16 protein-coding genes are annotated in these 24731 nt (G+C 37.9%); 1 reads left to right on the top strand and 15 read right to left on the bottom strand.

Going from position 1 to position 24731, the window contains the following annotated elements:
• Positions 1–5 precede the first annotated feature (5 nt).
• The 13 genes from PHT93_RS02495 to rpsA form a co-directional block, all read right to left on the bottom strand.
• Complete coding sequence (locus PHT93_RS02495) at positions 6–3368, bottom strand: SusC/RagA family TonB-linked outer membrane protein (RefSeq protein WP_300239063.1); 3363 nt, start codon at positions 3366–3368, stop codon at positions 6–8.
• A gap of 210 nt (positions 3369–3578) precedes the next feature.
• Positions 3579–4520, bottom strand: a complete 942-nt coding sequence (locus PHT93_RS02490) for a FecR family protein (protein ID WP_300239061.1) — start codon at positions 4518–4520, stop codon at positions 3579–3581.
• Between the two features lie 115 nt (positions 4521–4635).
• On the bottom strand, positions 4636–5166 hold the full coding sequence (locus PHT93_RS02485) for an RNA polymerase sigma-70 factor (RefSeq protein WP_300239059.1): 531 nt from the start codon (positions 5164–5166) through the stop codon (positions 4636–4638).
• 113 nt (positions 5167–5279) lie between these two features.
• The gene (nhaA, locus tag PHT93_RS02480; RefSeq protein ID WP_300239188.1) at positions 5280–6581 is read right to left on the bottom strand and encodes a Na+/H+ antiporter NhaA; all 1302 of its coding nucleotides are present in this window, start codon (positions 6579–6581) and stop codon (positions 5280–5282) included.
• 41 nt (positions 6582–6622) lie between these two features.
• Positions 6623–7240 carry an NADH:ubiquinone reductase (Na(+)-transporting) subunit E gene (gene nqrE / locus PHT93_RS02475; RefSeq protein ID WP_300239057.1) on the bottom strand — a complete coding sequence of 206 codons (618 nt, stop codon included), beginning with the start codon at positions 7238–7240 and terminating at the stop codon, positions 6623–6625.
• Between the two features lie 70 nt (positions 7241–7310).
• Complete coding sequence (locus PHT93_RS02470) at positions 7311–8468, bottom strand: sodium ion-translocating decarboxylase subunit beta (RefSeq protein ID WP_300239055.1); 1158 nt, start codon at positions 8466–8468, stop codon at positions 7311–7313.
• A gap of 99 nt (positions 8469–8567) precedes the next feature.
• The gene (locus PHT93_RS02465; protein ID WP_300239053.1) at positions 8568–9158 is read right to left on the bottom strand and encodes an electron transport complex subunit E; all 591 of its coding nucleotides are present in this window, start codon (positions 9156–9158) and stop codon (positions 8568–8570) included.
• 298 nt (positions 9159–9456) lie between these two features.
• Positions 9457–10923, bottom strand: coding sequence for a glycoside hydrolase family 125 protein (locus PHT93_RS02460; protein ID WP_300239051.1), 1467 nt, complete (start codon positions 10921–10923; stop codon positions 9457–9459).
• A gap of 353 nt (positions 10924–11276) precedes the next feature.
• Entirely contained in the window at positions 11277–13898 is a 2622-nt protein-coding gene (locus PHT93_RS02455) for an alpha-L-arabinofuranosidase C-terminal domain-containing protein (RefSeq protein WP_300239049.1), read from the bottom strand.
• Positions 13899–13909: 11 nt separating this feature from the next.
• On the bottom strand, positions 13910–15814 hold the full coding sequence (locus PHT93_RS02450; protein ID WP_300239046.1) for a family 43 glycosylhydrolase: 1905 nt from the start codon (positions 15812–15814) through the stop codon (positions 13910–13912).
• 86 nt (positions 15815–15900) lie between these two features.
• On the bottom strand, positions 15901–18756 hold the full coding sequence (locus PHT93_RS02445) for a triple tyrosine motif-containing protein (protein ID WP_300239043.1): 2856 nt from the start codon (positions 18754–18756) through the stop codon (positions 15901–15903).
• Between the two features lie 153 nt (positions 18757–18909).
• Positions 18910–20169: an aminotransferase class I/II-fold pyridoxal phosphate-dependent enzyme gene (locus tag PHT93_RS02440; protein ID WP_300239041.1), complete on the bottom strand. Its 1260-nt coding sequence runs from the start codon at positions 20167–20169 to the stop codon at positions 18910–18912.
• 144 nt (positions 20170–20313) lie between these two features.
• Positions 20314–22113 carry a 30S ribosomal protein S1 gene (rpsA, locus tag PHT93_RS02435; RefSeq protein ID WP_300239039.1) on the bottom strand — a complete coding sequence of 600 codons (1800 nt, stop codon included), beginning with the start codon at positions 22111–22113 and terminating at the stop codon, positions 20314–20316.
• Between the two features lie 256 nt (positions 22114–22369).
• Between rpsA and PHT93_RS02430 the strand changes: the two genes are divergently transcribed.
• Positions 22370–23059 carry an AIM24 family protein gene (locus tag PHT93_RS02430; RefSeq protein WP_300239036.1) on the top strand — a complete coding sequence of 230 codons (690 nt, stop codon included), beginning with the start codon at positions 22370–22372 and terminating at the stop codon, positions 23057–23059.
• 105 nt (positions 23060–23164) lie between these two features.
• On the opposite strand, the gene PHT93_RS02425 is transcribed toward PHT93_RS02430, so the two are convergent.
• Both PHT93_RS02425 and PHT93_RS02420 read right to left on the bottom strand, forming a co-directional pair.
• A complete protein-coding gene (locus PHT93_RS02425) occupies positions 23165–24211 on the bottom strand; it encodes a linear amide C-N hydrolase (protein ID WP_300239034.1) in 1047 nt (348 codons plus the stop codon).
• A 52-nt stretch (positions 24212–24263) separates the two neighbouring features.
• A complete protein-coding gene (locus PHT93_RS02420) occupies positions 24264–24569 on the bottom strand; it encodes a hypothetical protein (RefSeq protein WP_300239031.1) in 306 nt (101 codons plus the stop codon).
• Between the last annotated feature and the right edge of the window lie 162 nt (positions 24570–24731).

The raw sequence follows: 24731 nt of genomic DNA, 5'->3' as shown, positions 1-24731 counted from the left end.
CGTTATTAGAATGTAACTTTAATATTACAACCGATCATACGTTGTGAAGGAGCATTCATATCCTCTGTCCCTGAGTCCGGGTCTGAGTATTTGAAATCTTTAGTCCACAAGAATAAGTTTTGTCCTGTTATCGCAACTGATGCATTCTGAATAAAAGTCTTATTCAAAAATTGTGAAGGGAGTGTGTACATGACTGAAAGTTCTCTTAGTTTAATAAAACTCTGATTATGAATACGGCCTTCCCATGAATTACCCCAAAGTCTCATATATTCCTGATAGCTGACAGGAATGTCATTTGTTGCATATTGGCGTGTATCTTCAAGAATATTGCCGTCGGTGTCGTATTTAACAGAGCCACTAATAACTTTAACACCCTTACCGATATATTTACCTCCATTTACTACCTCATCATAACGGTATTCTGTATCTGTCTCAGGAGCAGAACCTGTATCAAACATCTTACCATATACGTAGTTATCCATCAAACCACCAATTCGACCATCAATACCAATACTTAATACCCAATCGCGCCATCTGAAACTATTAATGAATCCGAATGTGAAGTCGGGATCGCTATATCCATACAACTGTTTGTAACTACTTAACCACACATTACCGTCAGCACTATGAATGATATTACCCTGAGGATCTCTCAGCGCTTTTTCTGTTGCTGCGTAGTAATCCATTCGTTTACCAGGTTTTACCCATTGGTTTTTTGTAGAATAAACCGGATCGATATCTACATAATATCTATGTTGTGAAGAATAGTTGATCGTTGAGTTCCATTCAAAATCCTTTGTTTTAACAGGGCTTCCCGACAGCGTGACTTCAAAACCACGTCGAGCATAGGTTTCATCCGTATTAATCAGTGTTTGATTATACCCTGATGATGGTGCTATAGTCTGTTTGATTTGACGGTTATAATACAACTTATCAAAATAAGCAATATCGACATATAATCTTTTGGTAAAGAAATAAGCTCCTGTTCCAAACTCCCAAGTGCGGTTTTCTGAAGGCAGCAAATCTATTCCAAGTAGATTGTTCGGAAGAGAAGCACTTGCATTCCCCCATGAGTTTGAAGTATTATATGGTAGGTTATTGTCGTATATACCCAGCGGAGACTTTGCTATCGTCCATGATGTTCTTGCCTTCCACATTGAAAGCCAGGACGGAGCATTAAATAGTTCAGACAAAATAACACTTCCTGATACAGATGGATAAAAATAAGAACGTTGATCTTCCGGTTGAGTAGAACTCCAGTCGTTACGTCCGGTTACATCTATATACACCAGGTTATTCCATGAAACAGAGAGTTTTCCGTAAAGACTGTTTATTTGTCTGGATCGTTCTCCAACAATTGTTGATATTCCATCAACACCAACGGCTGTAGAAGGAATCGCATTGGCTAAGGAATACCATCCCGGCACTGCCAGTCCATTAACAGTGCGTGCTCCCTGATATTTGTCCTGATAATAATAAATACTACCACCACCCAAAACATCAAAATTAAACTTGCCAACGGATTGATTATATGTCATCATCAAATCACTATTTATACTCTGTCCCCAGTTTTGATTGACGCCATACATACCTTTACCGCTCCATCCCCAACCGTGTCCATTAAAACTAATATCAGGTCCTCTTGTAGAGAATACACCTGCCGGATTTCTTACTTTATCTTCACTTTTATAGTAATCATAACCATTCCGGAATATTAATTTAAGATTATTCAAAATATTGTAATTAGCCGTAAAGCTCGCATTTAGTTTGCTTTCTTCAACTCCCATAAGTTTTTCGTACGCAATCAGATAAGGATTATCATACCAGGCTTCGTAGAGCCAGTTCTGCTTTTCGTTCGTAGTTAGCCAGTAGTCTCTGTATTGGCGAAGATCATAATCCGGACCTGTCCACATCAAAATCTGGTAAATATACCCCTGATTTCCATAGCCGCCACCCCATGTCTGAGGAGTTTCACTATAGTTATATCCCATCTGACCTTCAATTGAAACCTTGTCTCCCAATTTCATTTCACCACTCAAGGCATAATTGAGTTTGTTTAGTTTCTGATTAGGATATTGTCCTTTATTATAAATATGGTTTATGCTGGATCTGAAATAACCGTTTTCTCCTGTTTGAGTGATACTAACGTTGTTATTGGTTATAAGACCTGACTCAAGGAAGTTTTTAAAATTGTTCTTTCCACTTGAAACCAAAGGCATTTCTTCATACTGTTTAGATACCGGATTCCATTGTACAGCCGTATTCCCGATATCAAGTTTAGGCCCCCAAACATAGTCATCAGCAATTTCACCATTCAGACCGTGTCCGTAAGATGTTTGTGCTTTAGGAATCGCAACCCATCCAGCTCTAAACATAGTATTACTGTTGATATCTATTGAAAAGCCACTGTCTTTTCCTTTTTTTGTTGTGATCATAATAGCACCTGCCGAACCACGTGCTCCATACAACGCAGCTGCAGTAGCACCTTTCAAAGTACTGATATCATCAATATCATCCGCAGCAATATCATTCAAACTTATATTCTCATAAGGAACACCATTGATTACAATAAGAGGACTCTCTCCACGCATCTCAATAGAGGCTGTTTCACCAAATTCAGTTGTATTTTTGATGGTAAGACCTGCCACTTTTCCGGTTAATGAAGTAGCCATATCTACCCCCTTTACTTTTGTCAACTCTTCGCCGGATACCTTCTGGACAGCGTATCCTAACGATTTTTCTTCTCGTTTGATACCCAATGCGGTAACAACTACCTCATCCAATTGTTCTGAATCTTCTTTCAAAACAATCTGAAAAACAGTTTTTCCGGCAGTTGAAACCTCCAATGTGTTATATCCGATATAGGAGATTAACAAAACAGCATTCTGCGAAACATTTAATGAGAAATTCCCGTCAAAATCACTGATATTTCCATTCGTCGTTCCCTTTTCAATAATATTAGCACCAATAATTGGTTCACCAAGAGGATCCTTCACCGTTCCTGAAACAGTTACTTTATCTTGTTGAGGAACGGAACTAAGCTTAGCCAATGCGTTCTCTGTTTTTTCATCTTTCAATAAAAGAATATTATTGCCTTCTTTTTTGTAAGTAATTGAAGTCCCTTTGAAGATATCATTCAGAACTTCTGTTACCGGTTGCTTTGTAGCCTTGACAGAAATTTGCTTTTCTGTATCTACATCATTTGGATTGAACAAAAACAGATAGTCAGTCTGCTGTTCTATTTCATTCAGAACCGTTCTTATTTTTGCATTATTCATAGATAAATTCACCTGAGCAGATTGCGAGTTTGCTTCAGAGGCAAATAATCCTGTCGTGCAAATGAGTAATAATGTTAATGTTAGTTTCATCACTCTGATTAGATTATGATTAGTAGGAGAGAATCTCCTTCTGTAATTTTTTTTCATACATTTGTATTAATGATATGTTAGTATTATAGGTTATAATCTCATTTTAATGCTGGCAGTCTCAAAACGGAAGGTGGGCCAACACTTTCCGTTTTACTTCCTAAATAGACATCTATTTACTCATAGGCTTTTTCATATTTTAGTTTAACAATTTTATCTAATCGTAATACTATTAGCTTCTTCATCTCTGATATAGCTGAAGTTATGTTTCAATTGGAGAACTCTCAACACATGCTCTATGCCGTCCTGAATACGGAATTTACCGGTATATACAGACTCTAAAAGCGATTTATTCTCTATCTGAATTTGAATATCGTAGTATAGTTCCAGCTTAGCAAACAAAGTACCCACCTTCTCTTTTTCGAAAATAATCAGGCCTTCTCTCCATCTGAAATAATCATAATACTCAATGTTTGTTTTCTCTAACCCATGTTCCGACAAGATGAGTTGCTCACTGGGTTTCAAACTTACTTTTTCGTTTGTTTGTTCTGAGACGACGTCAATTTTCCCTTCTAATAATGCAGCTTCGAATATTCCATGTTTCTGATAGGATTTAACATTAAATTCCGTACCTAATACATTAATATCATACATCCCTGCATGAACAATAAAAGGGATCTCTTTCCTTTTGCTCACTTTAAAATAAGCTTCGCCTTGTAGCGTTACTTCGTATGCGTCTTTTGTTACTTTTTCAGGGAAGGAAAGCTTACTACCGGCATTCAGCCATACTTCGGTATCATCACTTAATCTGATTTCGGCGCGTTGTCCGGGAGGGACGGTAATGGTTTGAATAAAATTGTCGGCTGTTTCTTGTTTAGATAAAAAATAAATGCTTGATAATAAGACACCGACTAATAAGACTGACGCTATTTTAGCAAATTCTCTGGTAAACATACGAACTGACGATTTGTTTTTTTTCAAAAACACGCTCTTACGATCCGTCTCATTCCATAAGCTCAGATCGTGTAGCTTTCGTAAAGCCAGATATGTAGCCTGATGTTCGGGTGATTCATTTAGCCATAGAATAACCTGCCGTTTTTCTTCGGTAGTAGCTTTCCCTTCAATATAATGTATCAATAAACTTTCTTCCATCATATATTTCTCTCTATATATATAAAACGTTTCACGCCTACGAATCCCTAAAATAGAATTAAAAAAACGAATGACTGAAAATACAGAAAGACAAATTTCGGGAAAACCTTTTGTCGGTTTAAAGGAAAAACAAGATGTAAAGATAATCTTTCAGACTGATCCTTAATGCCTTGAGGGCTTTGGTTATATGATACTCCACTGCTTTGGGAGTTATTTCATATTCTGTCGCTATTTCTTTCACTGAAAGATGTTCAAAACGACTCATGATAAAAACATTCCGGGTCTGTTCGGGAAGAGTGGCCAATGTTTTGTCAATAATAGACTTAATATCTTTTGAGAAAATATTTTCGGGATCATATGCCTCCAAAGTAGATATACGCAATGATAATTCCTGCTGATAGGCATCTGCTAATTCACCCCATGCAGCCTGACGTATAGATTCGTGTCTGAGAAAATCAACAGACCTGTTCCTTAGTAAGGTAAACAGCAATGATTGTGGGTGCTCAATATGTTTTTCAGACATTGTTTTCCATAATTTTATCAAAGATTCGGAAACAATATCTTCAGCAACCATATCATCTTGTACATAGGATCGTACAAAGAAATAAGATTTCTTGTGCCATTCATTATAGATCTGTTGGAATTCCATCTTCTCTAATGTGTGATTATCCGACCAAAAGTAATACTTTTAAATCTATAATCTAATGAGACACCTCTTTTTTGCAAAATCTTCAGAGCGCTATTAAAAAGATACTGAAATGATTAGTCCTTTTTACTTGCATCTTCTTTATTCAAAACAATGAATCCTATAATTCCACCGACTATGGATGCTGTAAAAATACCTATTTTAGCCTGCATTATATTATCCGGATTCTGGAAAGCCAATGATGCGATAAATAAAGACATCGTAAATCCGATTGATGCAAGCAGACTTACTCCAAACAAGTTACGAAGATTCATTCCTTGCGGAAAAGAGGCAATTCGGGTTTTCACCAACAAAATAGATGTTCCACTAATTCCGATGAATTTTCCAAAGAACAAACCACAAGCAACCCCCACAGTAACATTATTGCTAAAAAGAGTTTCAATCTCTATATCTTTCATTGAAACACCGGCATTCGCCAATGCGAAAATCGGGATAACAAGAAAGATTACAAACTGATGCAAAGCCTGTTCAAGACGTTGCAAAGGGGGCGTTGCCAACTTTGTATCTTTCTTTATCTTTTCTAATATAGCCAATTGCTTTTCCGACAAAGTTGGTTTTCCATTCGGATCTATTACCGTAAACTGGTCAATACTATTTCTGATTTTACTAATATACTGACCTTCGCCCAATCCAACATCCGCAGGAATCGTAAAAGCAGCAAGAACAGCCGCAATTGTAGAATGCACACCGGAAAGTAAAAAGGCAGTCCACACTCCGGCTACCCCAAGAATCAGATAAAACAGAGTATGCCTTATTCCGATTCGATTTCCTATATACATGATTATAATAAAACCGAATCCAATCAGAAGGTTTGCTATGGATATATCTGATGTATAAAAGAAGGCAATAACTAAAACAGCACCTAAATCATCAACTATAGCTAAGGCTGCCAAAAAGACTTTTAGAGATAACGGGGTTTTAGTTCCAAGCGTATAAAGTACTCCAAGAGCAAATGCTATATCTGTAGCCATTGGAATTCCCCAGCCGGCACTTTCTTCTCCTGTTGGATTAAAAAGAAAATAGATAACGGCAGGCATAACCATACCTCCAATCGCAGCAGATATCGGCAAAATGGCTTTACGAGGGTTTGACAATTCTCCGGCAATTATCTCTCTTTTCAGTTCAAGACCGACTACAAAAAAGAATATAGCCATAAGACCGTCATTGATCCAATGGTGTATGCTATAATTTAAATATGATTTATCATCAAACTGGAAACCGAATTTGTGATCAAAGAATGAAAAATAAGTTTCATCCCAAGGGGAATTAGCTAAAAAAAGAGCAATTAGTACACTAATGCCCAAAACTATCCCGCCCGCTTTCTGCTGTTGCATAAAGCGTTGCACGGGATAGATCATTTTATCTATAGGGTATTTTCTTTCTGTCACAAAGGATCAAATTAGATTTTAAGTCCGGAGAAACACATAAAGCCCATACCCATCAAGCCGGTTATTACGAAAGCAATACCAAGCCCTTTTAATGGTTTGGGTATATCTGAATAAGATATCTTTTCACTGATTGCAGCCATACCTACAATAGCCAATAACCAACCTATACCACATCCTAAGCCATAAACTGTTGCTGTTCCGGCATTTGGAAAAGAACGTTGTTGCATAAACAATGATCCTCCTAAAATGGCACAGTTAACGGCTAAAAGAGGCAAGAATATACCTAAAGAGGCATACAGCGCAGGCATGAATCTTTCAATAAACATCTCCGCTAATTGAACAAACGAGGCAATAACAGTGATAAATATTATCAATGACAGGAAACTTAAATCCGTATTTACAAAACGTTCATCCAACCAGGAAAGAGCTCCTTCAACCAAAACATATTTTTCAAGTAAATAGTTAATAGGAACAGTACATCCAAGTATGAAAACGACCGTTAAGCCTAATCCCATAGATGTTTTCACATTTTTGGAAATAGCGAAAAAAGAACACATTCCCAAATAATATGAGAAAACCATGTTGTCAATAAAGATTGCCCTTAAAAAAGTGCTAAATAAATCTTCCATATATAATTAATAATAAATAGTTATTTCTCTTTTTGCCTTAACCGAGGTTTTCTTGCCGTCTCTTCTTTTTTTAACCCAAGAAACCAAGCAATATACCTGCGGCGACTGCTGATCCGATAACACCGGCCACATTTGGTCCCATCGCATGCATTAACAAATAATTTGTTTTATCGTAATGAAGTCCTACTTCATTTGATACGCGTGCAGCATCAGGAACCGCTGATACTCCGGAGTTTCCGATAAGCGGATTAATTTTGTTTCCTTCTTTAAGAAACAGGTTTAAGAATTTTACAAATAAAATGCCCCCAAAGGTAGCAACAATAAATGAAGCAGCACCAAGTCCAAATATAATAATTGATTTAGGCGTTAAAAAAGTAGTGGATTGTGTCGAAGCCCCTACTGTCAAACCTATTAATATCGTAACAATATCAATCAACGAATTACTTGCAGTGTTGGCCAAGCGTTTGGTTACACCACTTTCTTTAAGCAAATTACCAAAGAACAGCATACCTAATAAGGGTAAACCTGACGGAACAATAAAGCAAGTCACGATTATTCCTAAAATAGGGAATATTATTTTTTCTGTTTGAGACACGGCACGAGGAGGTTTCATCCTGATCAGACGTTCTTTTTTTGTCGTCAATAATTTCATGATAGGAGGCTGAATAACAGGAACAAGAGCCATATACGAATAAGCGGAAATAGCAATTGCCCCCATCAGATCCGGAGCTAATCGGGATGAAAGGAAAATAGCGGTAGGACCATCAGCACCACCGATAATACCAATAGCTCCCGCTTCTGAAGCGGTATAACCAAGTTGCAAAGCCATCATGTAAGCAGCGAAGATACCAACCTGCGCTGAGGCTCCGATCAACATTAACTTAGGATTGGAAATAAGCGATGAAAAATCGGTCATCGCACCAACACCCATAAATATCAGAGGAGGATATATTCCATTTAATACACCAAAATATAAGATATTTAACACAGATCCTTGTTCGTATATTCCAATTTGCATTCCCGGCAAAAAAGGAATATTTCCTATAATTACCCCAAATCCAATCGGGACAAGAAGCATAGGTTCAAATTTTTTCCCAATTCCAAGATAAAGAGCAAAGAGGCCTATTACAATCATTATAATATGCCCCGGGGTTGCATTCGCAAACCCTGTAAAATTGTAAAATTCAGTTAGATTTTGTACTAAAAAATCCCAGATCTGTGTATTCATTCTTGTTCAATTTAATGTGTTTTTTATAATAGAATAAAGATGTTGATTAATATTTCAAGCAAACAAAACAGGATAAAGAGATTTGGAAAAAGTTCATCTTTATGCTTCTGCTTTCTTTAATTTATTAACCGTGGCTATTAAATAACCCAAAGCTATAAATGCTCCGGGAGCCAAAACAAAAATCAGAGAACCGTATTCTTCAGGAAGTAATTTAATGTTGAATAGACGCCCGGTTCCAAGCAGTTCTCTTATTGTTCCAAGTAAGGTAAGTGCTACGGTGAATCCTATACCCACCCCTATTCCATCAAAGATGGATGGAATAACTTTATTTTTTGCCGCAAATGCTTCTGCTCGTCCAAGTACGATACAGTTTACAACAATAAGCGGTATAAATATACCCAGACTCGCATATAGCGCTGGTATAAATGCTTGCATGAATAATTGGAGCATTGTCACAAAAGTTGCAATTATTACAATGTAGGCAGGGATACGAACCTGATCTGGTATTAGGTTCTTTAATGCCGAAACAGAAAAATTTGAACAAATAATGACAAAAGTGGTAGCTGCACCCATTGCCAATCCGTTTATCGCAGATGTGGTAGTTCCTAATGTCGGACACATACCAAGCAATAAAACAAAAATTGGGTTTTCTTTGATGATTCCGTTTAATAATATTTTGATATTGCTCATAACAATGTAGATATTTTAGTACACGATCTTTCCTTTTTTAACAATCAGGAATGTTTATTTTTGTAAATATGGAAATTTATCACTAATAAACGGGGCAAATATAGTAGTTATTTCGATATGCCCGACAATTCTTATTCTAATTTGTTTGAAAATTGAACAGAACTTTTCTTCTATAACGAATCGTTTGTTCGCCATTGATTAATATCATATCCAATTTTGAAAAACAATGACAAAAGGAGGTTTTTAACTCTTTCAAATAAGACAAATTCGTCCGTCTCCTTTTGTTAAATATTATTTATTACAAATTATTCAGGATATCCGTTTTTCCTTCTTTTACGAGACGATAAATCATTTCGCCGAAAAGCGTATTAACCCAGGCAAACCACGAGCGTGTAAATTTAGTCGGATCATCTTTATGGAAGGACTCGTGCATGAATCCTGTATTCGCATCCGTATCCCGCAACATCTTCGCACAATAGCGTATTTCTTCCGTATCGTTTGTCGTATTGCAACGCATGATAATACTCATCGGCCAGATAAAGTCAAATCCAATATGCGGTCCTCCTATTCCTTCTCCTGCTTTTCCTTTATAGAAGTATGGATTTGAAGAACTCAACACTAATTTACGGGTGTTTTGATAAATCGGATCGTTGACATCAACACAACCTAAATACGGAAGAGCAAGTAAGCTTGGGACATTGGCATCATCCATAAACACATGGTTGTAGAAGCCATCTACTTCAAAAGCATACACCTGACCGAAGTCCGGATGATTTACGATGCCGTATTTTTTAATTGCCGCATCAACTTCGTTGGCCAATTCATCGCATCTTCTTGCAAAGTCGTAATTACTTTTAATTTCGCGCAGCATTTCGGCCAACTGTTGCAATGATGTGACAGCAAACAAATTAGAAGGAATTAAAAATCCGAACAATGAGGCATCGTCTGAGGGACGGAAAGAAGAAACAATAAGCCCTACCGGATTCACGGGACTTCCGTAGCCATCGTTTAGCAAGGTATCACCCTGGCGATCTGTTACTCGGCCAAAGCGGTATGGACCAAGGCCTTCTTTACGTTGTTGTTCTCTAAATGTTTTATAGACAAGTTCCATCGCATTTACCCAATTCGTATCAAAGGGGGTCGTATCTCCGGTCTTTTTCCAGAAATGATAAGCCAGACGAATAGGATAGCAAAGAGAGTCGATTTCCCATTTACGTTCATGCAATTCCTTTTTCATCTCCGTACGGTCTTTCTCCCATTCACTACCGATAGGTCCGTCGTTGAATGCATTTGCATAAGGATCGATAAGAATGCATTGCGTCTGTCGATTAATAACTCCAACCAACATCGTTTTTACTTTTTCATCCTCATTGGCAAAGATAATATGTGGGAATACCTGAGCGGAGGAATCTCTTAACCACATGGCATGTATGTCGCCCGTAATCACAAATGTGTCCGGTTTACCATTCACAATTTTATGTTCACAAGTAGTATCTAATGTATTTGGGAAACAATTTTCAAACATCCAGGCCAACTTAGGGTCTTTCAGTTTAGCTTTGGTTGTTTGAATTGCTTTTTCAACTGCTTCCGAAGTAAATTGTCTTTTTTCCAACGCCGGACGTTGACAAATATATTTTTCGATCTGAGTTTTTGCATTTTCCCCATCTAAGAAAGAACGATTTATTCTGGCAAAAGAATTCTGCCCAACCATTAGTCCGGCAAGAGAGAGACTTCCATTTTTCAGGAATTTTCGACGCGTCGTCATAGTATTCGTTTTATAATTATTTTTAGTGCGAAAATACACAAACCAACTATTTCACGAATAAAAATAACTTTAATTAAGAGCTTATTTAGGTTTTTATTCGAGAATTATCCGGTCATTTTTTCAATACTACACCGAATGGATATTTACACCTACCTCTAAACTGATTTACACCTACCTCTAAATTTGATTACACCTACCTCTAAATTTGGAATGGATATGAGTAATGCGACGATACACATAGAACTTGCAGGTTCAAATGTTACATTTTAATGAAAAAGATATTCCTATTAAGAATATAATTTATTCATAGACCTGAATAGCCAGTTATTGATTCAGGTCTATAAATAACTCTTTTACAGGTTGAATTTAATTACTTTAAAAGAGTATGGCGGGAGTTCTTTTGCTAAAGCATCTATGGTTGATTCTTTTTGAACAAAGGGTTTAAGATCTTTATCTTCAGGCTGACCTGTAAGCAAGCTAACCGTGGCTGTTGAATTCTTGCTTATCTCTTCGTTATTCCAATGGAAGGAAGGTTTAATTGAAACAGGTAGCATGTTTATAATTTTAATAATGAGCTCGTTCGTTTTTGAGTTTTTGACAACCGACACCGCAATACGTTTTTTTACTGCTTCATTTTCGTTACTTAACTGCGTATATTGAGAATAATAAATATCTCCGGAATTCTGACCGTAAAGTTGCTGAACATAATAGCCTACCGTGGGCTTTACTTCGGTGTTATTAAAATAAATCAGGTCAGGGTTCCATTGCGTATGACCTTCTTTTGCTAATAACGGAGCATATGATGTCATGCTTACAATGTCTCCGTTTCGTTCTAACGAAGTCATATATAATGCTTCGGAAAGAGCTGTTTCCAGATTGTTCGGTCTTCCCGGTAAATGACTGGCATACTCTCCCAGATAAACTTTTGATTTTGACCGATCGTATTTGTCGTAAAAATCCTGATTATAAATAAACCATCCCGGCGGGTTGTAATAATGTTCATCAACCATCGGAAGGTTTAATTTATCGGCAAGTTTCCAGCCTTCTTCATAATCCGTTCCTTCATAAAAAGGGCCTACTGTACCTATTACCGTTATTTCCGGATGTTTAGTTTTAATCGCATTATATATCATCGTAAAGCGCTCTTCAAAAACATCCGTGATCAGATCCTCATTGCCAATTCCGATATATTTGAGATTGAAAGGAGCAGGATGACCGGAAAGAGCACGTATTTTTCCCCATTCAGTTGTTTTCGCATCCCCGTTTGCCCATTCAATGAGATCAAGAATATCCTGAATGTAATGTTCCATTTCATGCATTGGGATACCGCATTGTTGTCCCGCACCACCATCTCCTGAATTCTGACAAGGCACGCCTGCCGCAAGAACCGGAAGGGGTTCTGCACCGATATCTTCGCAAAACAAGAAATATTCATAATATCCTAAACCTAACGTTTGATGATAGTTCCAAAGATTCCGCATTGGGGTTCGGGTTTCCAAAGGGCCGATCGTATTCTTCCAGCGATAGATATTATGAAGTCCGTCACCGTGCGCCACACATCCTCCCGGGAATCGGATAAAACGAGGCTTTATATCCGCAATTGTTTGAGCAAGATCTGCCCGCAGTCCATTCTTCCGGTTTTTGAATGTTTTCTGAGGAAAGAGAGAAACCATATCTACCGCTATAACTCCCTGTGAGAGCGGAATAATCTCCAATCTTGCATCAGCAGCACTCTGTTTGGCAAGAATTACATTTTCAATCTTTTGCCAATTTCCGGAATAGGTTTTGGTAATCGTCTCACCATAAACTTCACCTTTATTACCCGTTAAGCGTATTTTGAGTTTACCTTTTTGATTATCTAATGAACGGATAAATATTGAAAAGTCATAATTTTCACCCGCTTTCAGAACGATTCCATCAAAACCTTCATTGCTTAATCCCGCCCCGACTGTAGAGACATTTAACAATGCGTAATGTTTGTTATTGGGATGAATTGGCTGTACAGTATCAATAGAAAAATGAATACCTTCTCTGTTTATTGTCCATGCTTTGTAGTTGTTCCAGTCCGGATCACTACCTAATTTATCACTAAGAGCATATTCAAAGTCTCTGTTTTGAACTAATTCGGCATAAAGTCCGCCATCCGCAGCGTAGTTTATATCTTCGAAGAAAGCTCCAATTAACAACTCACTGATCTTCTTACCACTTGAGGTATCAATTCGTATAGAAGCCTCTACAGGCTGGAGATCAGGAAAGCGTACCGCATCATCAATCGTTTTTTCATTATGAATAATTTGCTTGTATGCTTCTATTTTTGTTTTTTCAATCAGGTTCTTAATCAAATCCCAATTTACTTTATGAATAGTTCCTTTCTGTTTATTCCCGGCTAAAGAAATCTCCGTTCTCCGGTCAGGGAGATTCGTTTGTTTAATCTCTTTGGGCGTTGAGTAAGTCTTAAAGTCTTTAGTCTGACAGGTGTAAGTTTTATTTTTTCCATTCAGATCGCTTATCCAAAATATCTTTATATGATCACCTTCAGGAACGGAAAATGGATTAAGACAATTTTCTCCTGTTCCAGGGATCGGATAACTTTGTCTTCCCCATTGAATCAAATCAACAGAAGTTGCGTGAGCAAAAGCATCATCTTCATTATTCAGGCTCCAGATACAATGCCATAAGCCTTCTGTGTCCTCAAAAAGGAAAGGCGTTTCCATTCGTTTCTGACTTCCCCATCTTCCATAGTCGCTTTTCAGGAAACTATACTCTGGTCCTATTGTATGCCAGTTTTTTTCATCTATACTCCAGGCAAAATGCAACCCCGACCTACCGTTATTTTCTTCTAAACTATAAGCAAAAAGATAAGCTGAATCAGGATTACTCGTAGCTTCGTTAACTCGCGCACGAATTGTCGATAATGAAGTCTGCACCACCAACAGCAAGAATAGACAGAATATAGGTTTAATCCGTTTTTTCATCATGAAAACAATTAAATTGTTGGGATAACTTTCTTTATACTACCGTCATCATTAAATTCTATCTTGTCTATGCAAACCTCACGATGATAACCTGCGGCATCTCCCATTTTAATCCCGTTCGGGCGGTTAAACCGGTGGTAAACAATATACCATTCGTCTGTTCCGGGAACTTGCAAAACAGAATTATGACCGGTTCCATAGATCCCTTTTTCGGGGTCCTTCTCCAAGATCAGATTGTTTTCCGGAATATAAATAGAGCCATTTGGTGATTTAGAGGTACCGTATCGTACGCGGTAATTTTCGCTGCGAGTGTCGTCTTCTGACCACAGAAAATAATATTGTCCGTTTCTATAGAAAACATACAACCCTTCCCTGAAGGTCTTATCGGGTGTGATAACCTTTAAGGTGTGTTTTTTGATCGAAATCATATCTTTATTTAATTCTGCAACGGCAGCGTAACCGTTCCCCCAATACAAATAAGATTTCCCGCTTACGGGATCAAGAAACACGTCCGGATCAATTTCCTGTCCTCCATTAACTCCTTCAGGTTTAAAATCGATCAAAGCCTTTCCCGAATCCTTGAATGGTCCGGCAGGATCATCGGCAACAGCCACGCCAATTTTCTGAGCACCCGTGAAATAATAATAGTATCTGTATTGATTGTTTTTTACTTTCTTTTCTATAACACAAGGAGCCCATGCGTTTCGGCTTGCCCAGGGAACATCCTTCTTCAAATCAAGGATAACACCTTCGTCCTTCCAATCTTTCAGATTGTCAGATGAGAAAGTCTTAAAATAATACCCGCCCCAGTTGTTGAAACCATCGCTTGTCGGGTAGATATAAAATTTTTTATTTTTCTCCGAATAAAGAATTTCCGGATCTGCATAATACCCTTCCAATACCGGATTATTTGTCATTGCGGGAGGAGTATATCCTTCGGGCTTCCCGAATTTATGCAATAACCCTTTTAGTTCGCGGGCTGTGATTGGGATAACATAGCCGTGACGAGGATGGAAATCCATTGTAATATCTTTGTCAACAACATTGAACACATCTAAATCTTTAGTCTCGCAGAATTGATACTTTCCCTTTTTATAAACATCATACATTAATATATATGTATCTTCGTTTATCAGCTTAAAAATACCTGATCCTTCAACTGCATCTTTAGTTTGCTGTTTATATCCGGGTTGTTCAATCCATTTACCGGAAGTAAGATTGTCCGTCATCGCATGCCGGATTCCATCTCCGTGCCCTTCTGTTTTATAGAACAAGTGATAAATACCGTTTTTATTGATAATATCTCCATCGATACATGACTTTCCATTAGCTGGAGTGAAAAGTACTTTCGGTTCACCTTCTATATCCGTGAAATCATCATTCGCGTAAGCATAATAGATTATATCCGCTCCTTCCCCATGTTGTATTGACCAATAGATCATATATTTGCCGACTTCCTTATCAAAAATTGTCTGCGGAGCCCAAACGCGCTTCAGATTTTCTTGTCCGGTATATTTCGTTTGGATATTGACAATGTTAGAAGTCCAGTTAATTAAATCCTCTGATTTAAGCATGACAAATGCTCTATTTGAATCCCAGCCTTTAGACGAAGTCATGTCAGTTAGCACCATAAAAAACATACGACCGTCTTCACTCCGTAAAATATGAGGATCGCGAACCCCTCCGGTAGAGCTTATCGCTTTAGATTCAATGACTGGTTGATTCTGATTAAGCGTCTTAAAGTTATATCCGTCATTACTTATAGCATAACAAACAGCTTCATCTTCGACTTTATTTCCTTTAAAATAAGCAAACAAATAGGCGACAAAATCTTTTTCAACAATTCCTGCCGGAACTTGCGCACCACAGAGAGTAGCAATAAAAAGGAAATAAAAAACAAAAAGTCTTTTCTTCATAATTGTGTTGACTTAGGTATTACTTAATTCAACAAATATAAAGTGTATTTGCGACAATAATAAATTAATCAAGAATAAAATCGAGTTTATTCAAATGTAATAAGGAAACTTGTCAGACTTTCTCCTTCGGTAAGGTTTAGTTTCTTACGCAAGCGATAACGAGCAGCCTCCACCCCTCGTACTGAAAGATTGAGTATTCCGGCCATGTCTTTTGTCGGCATATTCAGACGCAGAAGAGCACATAAACGAAGATCGCCGGGCGTAAGATCGGAGTATCGGTTCTTTAATTTGACAAAGAACTTTTCATGGATACGATCAAAATTAGCCTGAAAGACAGTCCAGTCTCCTTCTTTTGTAATATTATCGTTGATCATTCGGATTAGTTTATCAAAGAAACCCTTCGAATAACTACCTGTCAGTTTTTGTGACTGCACCTCAGCCTTTAGTTGTTCCAAAAATTCGTTATGAGAGATCACAGACAATGTTGCGCTTGCCAGTTCTTTACTTTTATAGGTCAGTTCGTCTTCTAATTTTTCTTTCTCAAGACGTATAATCTGTTGCTCTTGTGCTTTAAGTTGTTCTTCCTGAAGACGATGTTGCTCTGCAGCTCGTTTTTTTTCATGCGATAATTCCCAATTCACATAAATACGGATAAGCAGCACCAACAAACAAACAATCAATACGAAATAAAATAAATATGCATATGCTGAACGATAGAAAGGCGGACTAATAGTAAAAGGATAGGATAAATCAGACATCTCACGACCTTCACTATTATACACTTTGGCATGCAAAACATACGAGCCGTAGGGCAAATTGGAATAGTTTTTCGTAAAATCCGAAGGATTATCATTCCATTCATTTTCGAAGCCTTCTAACCAATAATTAATACTTGAAGAAAATGTCTGCGTATAGTTAGGATAGGCAAAATCAAATGTTATGTTGTTAAATGCATAATTTATTTTTACCGGTTCCGTTTGTTCACGCAAAAGAAGAATTGATTTCTTTTTGTCTCTTGTTGTTGCTTTTACAGAAGATATTGAAAGTTTTCGTTCTTCCTGGTTGCGTATCTTATTTTTAGCAGAAAGAACCGCAAAGCCTCCGTTAAGGCAAAGATAGGTCTCCCCCATTCTATCTACATATACATTTCCTCGTCCCTCAATCGGAGGATTGTCAATCATGGAAAACGGAAAACGCATTTGCATCGTTAAATCTCCTCCATCATAAGCCAACAATGCGTACTCCGATCCGGTAACAAACCAGTAATTATCATTATCTGCAGCAACAATCCGGTAAGTTCCGGCCAGATTGGGATAATATTTATTCATCCTTTCATAAGGGATTATCTTCCGGCTCATGTCATCGTATGTGTAAAACTTCTGTCCATCGGTGAGGACAATGCGGCCTCTTAATTGCATCACATTCAAAATGCCATCCCTACTTTGGGGAGATAATTTTCCTATATATTCGATTTCTTTTACTTCACGAAGAGAATTATCCAATTGTAAACGATAAAGTCCTTTATGCATATGGCTCGCCCAGATATTCCCTGAGAAGTCAACTTCAAAGGCTTTAATCAGATTGCCGAAACCTTTTACTTCGTGACTAAATTCCCATTTTTCATTCTTCTTCACAAAGACACTGAGTGTACTGTATGATGCCTGCAGAAGAATTTCTTGTCCATGAATAACACATTTACGTAGTACCGTTCCTCCCGCACCTCTATATCCGGGTAGGCGAACAGCCTTACCATTTTCAAGTATAAGTAAACCTTTATTATGTCCCACGAACAGTTGACGGTCTTCTTTCGAAATGTACCAACTTTGTCCTTCTGAATCATGGATCATCTTGGGCGTCCCATCGTTCCCTGTCAAGTAATATACACCTTGATTAGTTGCCAGATAGAAATCTCCGTTATCCTTTACCAAATCGTGTACCATACCGAAATCAACACCGGGAAAGTCTGCATAATGTACAGGAGAAGAAACTTGAATCTGAGAAATCCCATTATCTAATGCAACCCATAGATTATCTTCCGAATCCGGGAATAGACCAAGTACCGTATTATTGATCAAACGGTTTTTACGATTGATTTTCCACAACACATTTCCTTGTCTGTCAAATGCAATTAGTCCGTTTGATATCGTACCAATCACATATGTAGAGTCAGCCATCATAACAGCTCTGTTGGCAATGGTCGTTTTCAACCATTCTCCTGCCGGCGTTTTCCAAGGGAACACCGTCCCTTCTTCATAGAGAAAAAGGCCATTCATTACTGTTACAAGCAATAATGCCTGATTATAAGGCAACACCGCCACTACATCGTCGTTATTGATTGAAGTTCTGGGAAACAACTCTTCAAAGCCTGTCCCATTATGCTTGTAGAATCCTTTATTTACAATCTGTGCATAGAGATCCTTTCCAAAAGAGAAAAAGTACAAAGGCCAGAAATCTGTTTCTCCATTCTTTACAGTTGTTCCATCGTAAACGAAATAAGACGTAAAAGATTGGAAATATATTTTATTCTGAAAATTACTGATCGTCCATATTTCGTCATTATTAAAGCGGTATCCGGAAACAGAATCTTTCAAGGATGTATAAGATAAAAGGCCTTTATCGTCTATTTCAAAGAAACCGAATTCTTCAAAGGAGCCAACATAAATACGTTCATTACTGTCAATATATATGGAACGTACTGCGTTATTATTTGGAAGCTTATGCAAACGCCATCTCACCCCGTCAAATTGCAATAGACCTCTATTATTACCAACGTATATCAGCCCGTCTTTTCCTTGAGCTACAGCCCAGTTCTGATTACCTGCATTATAATCATTAACCGAATAATTCTTAACAGGGGGAACATACGAAATCGCTACGGCTTGCCAGACACACAAGGATAGCAATAGTACTGAATAAAAAAACAGAACTGGTTTTCGTTTCATAACATAGGTTGACTTTCACACATTCGGATACACAAAAATACACCTTTTATTTGTATCTACATTGATTAATTTCATGTCTGAGAATGCAAGAACAAAAAAACAGAATACCCGAACTAACGACTATTCTGTTTTCCATTATATATGATGTTGTCTTTATTTGACAGCGTCAAAGGCTTCTTTTATTATTGTCAGACAAGTATCCATTTGTTCTTTTGTATGATTAGATGACATGGATAATCTTAAACGAGTACGCTTATTAGACACAGCCGGATAAGTCACGACGCCTGTATAAAGGCCTTTTTCATGAATCCGCTTACTGATTTCCCGCAAGCGATGATCATGTCCTACGATAACCGGAATAACCTGTGACTCCGTCTGACCTGTATCTAATCCGACTTCTTTAAGGGCATTCAACATATAATGCGTATTTTCCCAAAGCTGATCGCGATTAGACTTGTCATGTTCATATAAATCCAGGACTTTCAATATACCTGCGGCTGTATGAGGAGCCATTGCACAAGAAAACACATAAGCACGGGCAAACATCCGGATATAAGAGATGATCTTTTGCTCTCCGGTAACAAAGCCTCCAATCGCTCCGAACGATTTACTAAATGTGCCGATTGTTAAATCAATTTCATCCTCCAGCCCGAAATGCTCTGCAACTCCACGTCCGTTTTTCCCGAATATAAGCGTTGCATGCGCTTCATCCAAAAGAATACGCGTTCCATACTTCTTACAAACAGCTACAATATCAGGTAGATTTACCAGATCACCGTCCATACTATAAATACCTTCGATACAGACAATTGCTCTTCTTGGGTTTTTCAGATTCTTCAATACCGTATCAAGATGCTCTGCATTATTGTGGCTGAAAACTTTCACATCCGCTCCGGCTAAGCGGGCACCATCATAAATAGAGGCATGCGAAAGGATGTCCATCACAGCAACATCTCCGGGTTTCAACAGGCAGGACAATACACCCAGATTGGCTCCATACCCTGTCGGGAACACGACAGCAGCTTCTTTGCCTTTGAATCGAGCTATCGACTCTTCTAATTGCTTGGAAAGATCGTAATAGCCGCTTAATAAGGGAGCAGAAACAGCTCCTGTTCCATATTTCCCAACCGTATCCTGTACCGTCTTAATTACATCCGGGTGACAGGAATATCCTAAGTAATTGTACGAACAAAAGTTAAGGAAATTGCGATCCTTATCCAGATAGCGATCATACACCTGAAATTCTGAACGCGGCGCAGTGCTGATCGGATTCCCGTAAACCATATATTTTTTGGCAATAGCATCCTGCATAAATGCCCAGAACGGCTCTCTTACGTCAAACAAATCATCACCTTTATATGCCGAGAAGTCAGCTAAGGAGTATTCATCACTATTTATTTTATTTATATCCATATAGTATATATATTAAATTCTGTTGTCTTCTCAATATCTGTGGTTTAATCTGCAATATATGCAAAGTTTTTGAATAAAGACTTAACATACAAAAAAATAGGGCGTCCTTATGGGATACCCTATTTTATATGGAGAATCAAAGGATTACTTATTTCCTTCCAATTTTTCTTTCAATGCTGCAAGTTCTTCGATGTCACCCAACGTCGTTTTTTCCATAGAACCTGAAACTACAGTTGAATTATCATCTTCTTTCTTTGAGCGTCTTGAAGAGGTTTTCTTTTCTCCTGAAACTTCTTTTTTAGCAGCCTTTTGTTCATCTTCAAAGATTCGGCTGTGAGAAAGAATGATACGTTTTGCTTCTTTGTTGAATTCGATCACTTTAAATTCAAGTTTTTCGTCAACAACAGCTTGAGAACCGTCTTCTTTCACTAAGTGTTTCGGAGTAGCAAAACCTTCAACACCATAAGGCAATGAGATTACAGCACCCTTGTCAAGCACTTCGATGATTGTTCCTTCGTGGATTGAACCAACCGTAAAGATTGTTTCGAATACATCCCAGGGATTTTCTTCCAATTGTTTGTGACCTAAGCTCAAACGGCGGTTTTCTTTATCGATTTCCAATACTTGTACTTCGATTTCAGCACCGATTTGAGTAAATTCACTTGGGTGTTTGATTTTCTTTGTCCAAGAAAGGTCAGAGATATGGATCAAACCATCCACGCCTTCTTCGATTTCAACAAATACACCGAAGTTAGTGAAGTTACGAACCTTAGCTGTGTGTTTTGAACCAACCGGATAACGAGTTTCGATATCTTCCCATGGATCAGCCTTCAATTGTTTGATACCAAGAGACATCTTACGTTCTTCGCGATCAAGAGTCAATACAACTGCTTCGATTTCATCACCTACTTTCATGAAATCCTGAGCGCTACGCAAATGTTGAGTCCAGGACATTTCTGAAACGTGGATCAAACCTTCTACGCCCGGAGCAATTTCGATAAATGCGCCATAATCAGCCATAACAACGACTTTACCTTTCACTTTGTCACCCACTTTCAAGTTAGGATCCAAAGCATCCCATGGATGAGGAGTAAGTTGTTTCAAACCAAGAGCGATACGTTTCTTTTCGTCATCAAAATCAAGGATAACAACATTAATCTTCTGATCAAGCTGTACGATTTCTTCCGGATGAGAAACACGGCCCCAAGAAAGGTCTGTGATATGAATCAATCCATCTACGCCACCAAGGTCGATGAATACACCGTAAGAAGTGATATTCTTAACCGTACCTTCAAGCACCTGTCCTTTTTCAAGTTTAGAGATAATGTCTTTTTTCTGTTGTTCAAGTTCAGCTTCAATAAGAGCTTTGTGAGAAACAACCACGTTTTTGAATTCCTGATTGATCTTAACAATCTTGAATTCCATTGTCTTACCAACGAATACATCATAGTCGCGGATAGGCTTAACGTCAATCTGAGAACCCGGCAAGAACGCTTCGATACCGAATACATCCACGATCATACCGCCTTTCGTACGACATTTGATAAATCCTTTGATGATTTCGTCTTTTTCAAGCGCTTCGTTTACGCGATCCCAAGAGCGGGTTGCACGAGCTTTCTTGTGAGACAGGATCAACTGTCCTTTTTTGTCTTCCTGGCTTTCGATGTACACTTCTACTTCGTCGCCGATTTTTAGTTCCGGATTGTAACGGAATTCTGACATAGGCACAACGCCGTCAGATTTAAAACCGATATTCACCACTACCTCACGTTTGTTCAGTGCAGTCACGGTTCCCATAACCACTTCCTTATCCTTTACGGTATTCAGGGTTTGGTCATACGTTTTAATAAGTTCTTCTTTACTTACGTCACCGTAAGTTTCTCCTTTTTCATAGGAGTCCCAATTGAAATCATCAATGGGGGCGATGTTTTTTAAATTTTCCATCCTTTAATTGTTAATACTAATGTTTAGTTAATTAATAAGTTAGACATTATGTTGTGTAATCTCTAAAATCCGTGCAAAGGTAGAGCTTTTTTTCTGACTACCAATAGATTGATCTTAAAATATCATCTTGTATATAACGATAATACATCTGCGGGTTTATTATTCTCAAACTCAAAGATTTCTTCCACATTATTTTTATCTTTGAATTGCATTTTAAATTAAAAGAAAAAATAACAATCATTTAAACAACGATGTAATGAAAAAGTACTCTATTCAATCATTAGTTCAGGAAACAATACAAGACGACTTAAAAAACGGATTATTCGAACTCGAGAAAGAATATATTCTGGAGTTGAACATAAATAGTCAAACAGTGATGATCAAAAAAGGCGCGATGATTGCTTATGACGGAAATGTAAAGTTTGAACGTGAAGGGATTTTCAGTAAGGGAATTGGCAACTTATTAAAAAAAGCTGTTGGAGGAGAAGGAACCAGTATGATGAAAGCAACCGGAAGCGGAAGAATATATGTAGCCGATTGCGCAAAAAAGATACGTGTATTGTATCTTGACAATGAATCTATACATGTTAGCGGAAATGATATTCTTGCTCACGAAGAGTCATTAAAATCCGACGTTAAATTGATGAAAAGTGTTGCAGGTATCGTTGGAGGGGGACTTTTCCAGGTGGGCATCAGCGGAACCGGACATGTAGCTATCACTACGCATGGAGATCCTCTCACGTTATTAGTAAAGCCCGGACGACCAATCTACACCGATCCGAATGCTACAGTAGCATGGTCTGGCAACCTGACTCCGGAATTTAAGACCGATATTTCGTTCAAAACGTTTATCGGACGCGGTAGCGGCGAAAGTTTTCAGATGAAATTTGAAGGAGACGGTTGGGTAATTGTACAGCCGTATGAAGAAGTCTATGGAGCAGAATAGTTTAACCCCAAATTCTCTTAGAACAAAAATTTGAGGCGCAAAAGGTTACAGCCTGTTTTCTTAATTTATTGACAGAAAACAGGCTGTAACCTTTTTGCTTACTTTTCAAATACCTAAGAATTTAAAAGGAGCAGTAACCTCAAATGAGCTATTTGCCTTTCCGCTATAGGTTGCAAAATGATCTAATTTTAGTTTCATCACTTTCCCTTTCTCACTAAGATCAAATTCTTTCAGATTAACCCAAAACGTATTAGGCGTCTCGGTCGTTTCGAAAAAGTAAACTAAGTTCTTTTGATCTGACACGGATCTCCACCGGGTAGATGAAATATTCGGCTCTGTTTCTGAAGATATACCTAATGGAACGGAACAATTGCGTATAACACTAAATACACTTGCAACAGACATGCGGATATCTTCTGTTTGTGGTATTGCATGTATATAATATGATGCACGGACAAAACGATCTGCAGCCCGATTTGTTCCCGGTAACATTATTGTTCCTGGGATACCTTTCCAATAATTATTCAACGCTAATTGCTCCTCAAACACCGGCGAGTTAGTCATAACCACATAGGAGGGATCATGATGAATCACCAGTTTCCCGTTAATATATTCAAATATAGCATTATCACCTTGTGCATCCGATATAGACAAATGTAAGGTTGTGAATTTCTGTGTACCGGGTATATAATCACTCACCAGAACAAAAGGTTCATCTTTCAGTTGGTTAACAGCCTCTTCTACAGTTGCAAAATTGTCTAGCACATATTGCGCCCAAAGTGAGATAGATAAACCTTTTTTGTTGCCTTTGGGATCAAACTTCGGATATTCAGATTCTACCAACCAAAGAATATTAGCAACTAACCCTTTCTCATTCATTCCGTCAGCAGTCGCTATATCCCAGGCACTTGAAATAACACTCCCATATTTGGATGTCCATTTTACAGAAAGAGGGCCTACCTCCCCTGTCCGTTCCATACCTTTAGGAAAAACCCAAAGATTTGCGCTTATATCACTTTTCCAGTCCATTGAACGGGCTGTAATAATTGTATTTTCCGGGCCTTTATAGACTACCCGGGTACACGCATCAGACGATATAACTGTAACAATATAGAGAAAGAAAGAAAATATTAATAATTGAATTTTTCTCATGACCTAATCCTTGTATTCATTTTATTAAAAAACAAGTTAAAATACATATTGTTCACTCTTTATTCATCATCACATAATTACGGCCGCTTTTGATGCCGATAGAAGATAATTTCTGGTTGCTGACCAGAAGTTTCAAATCATTGTCTGCAATATAACGGGAAACACTATTTAATTCCTGTGCAGCCTTCCGGTTTATATAACCATACTTGCTTACATGTCTCTGAATTCTCTCAAAGCGTTCTTGTTGCGTATATTGTTTTGTTCCTTTCTTTGCCTTGTGCTGTAGCTTAAAATTCGCTATTTGTTCTTTCAATTTGACAGAAGGACGAAAATGAATACCATTAATATGAACACCCAAAACGGTTTTATCCTCCGTCCGTTTGACTTTCGAGCTTTTCCTGACTTTGACGGTTTATTTTCGAAAACGAATGATTTTCAGTGTCTTTTGTTTTTGTTTAGACACTACACCTAATTTCTACTATCCAGTTTAAATGGTACGGTATGCCTTTTCATTTTCATG

The sequence above is a fragment of the Massilibacteroides sp. genome, assembly GCF_028705895.1.
Taxonomy (GTDB): Bacteria; Bacteroidota; Bacteroidia; order Bacteroidales; family Tannerellaceae; genus Massilibacteroides.
The sequence above is the reverse complement of the archived record's forward strand: the minus strand, read 5'-3'. Positions and strand labels throughout refer to the sequence as shown.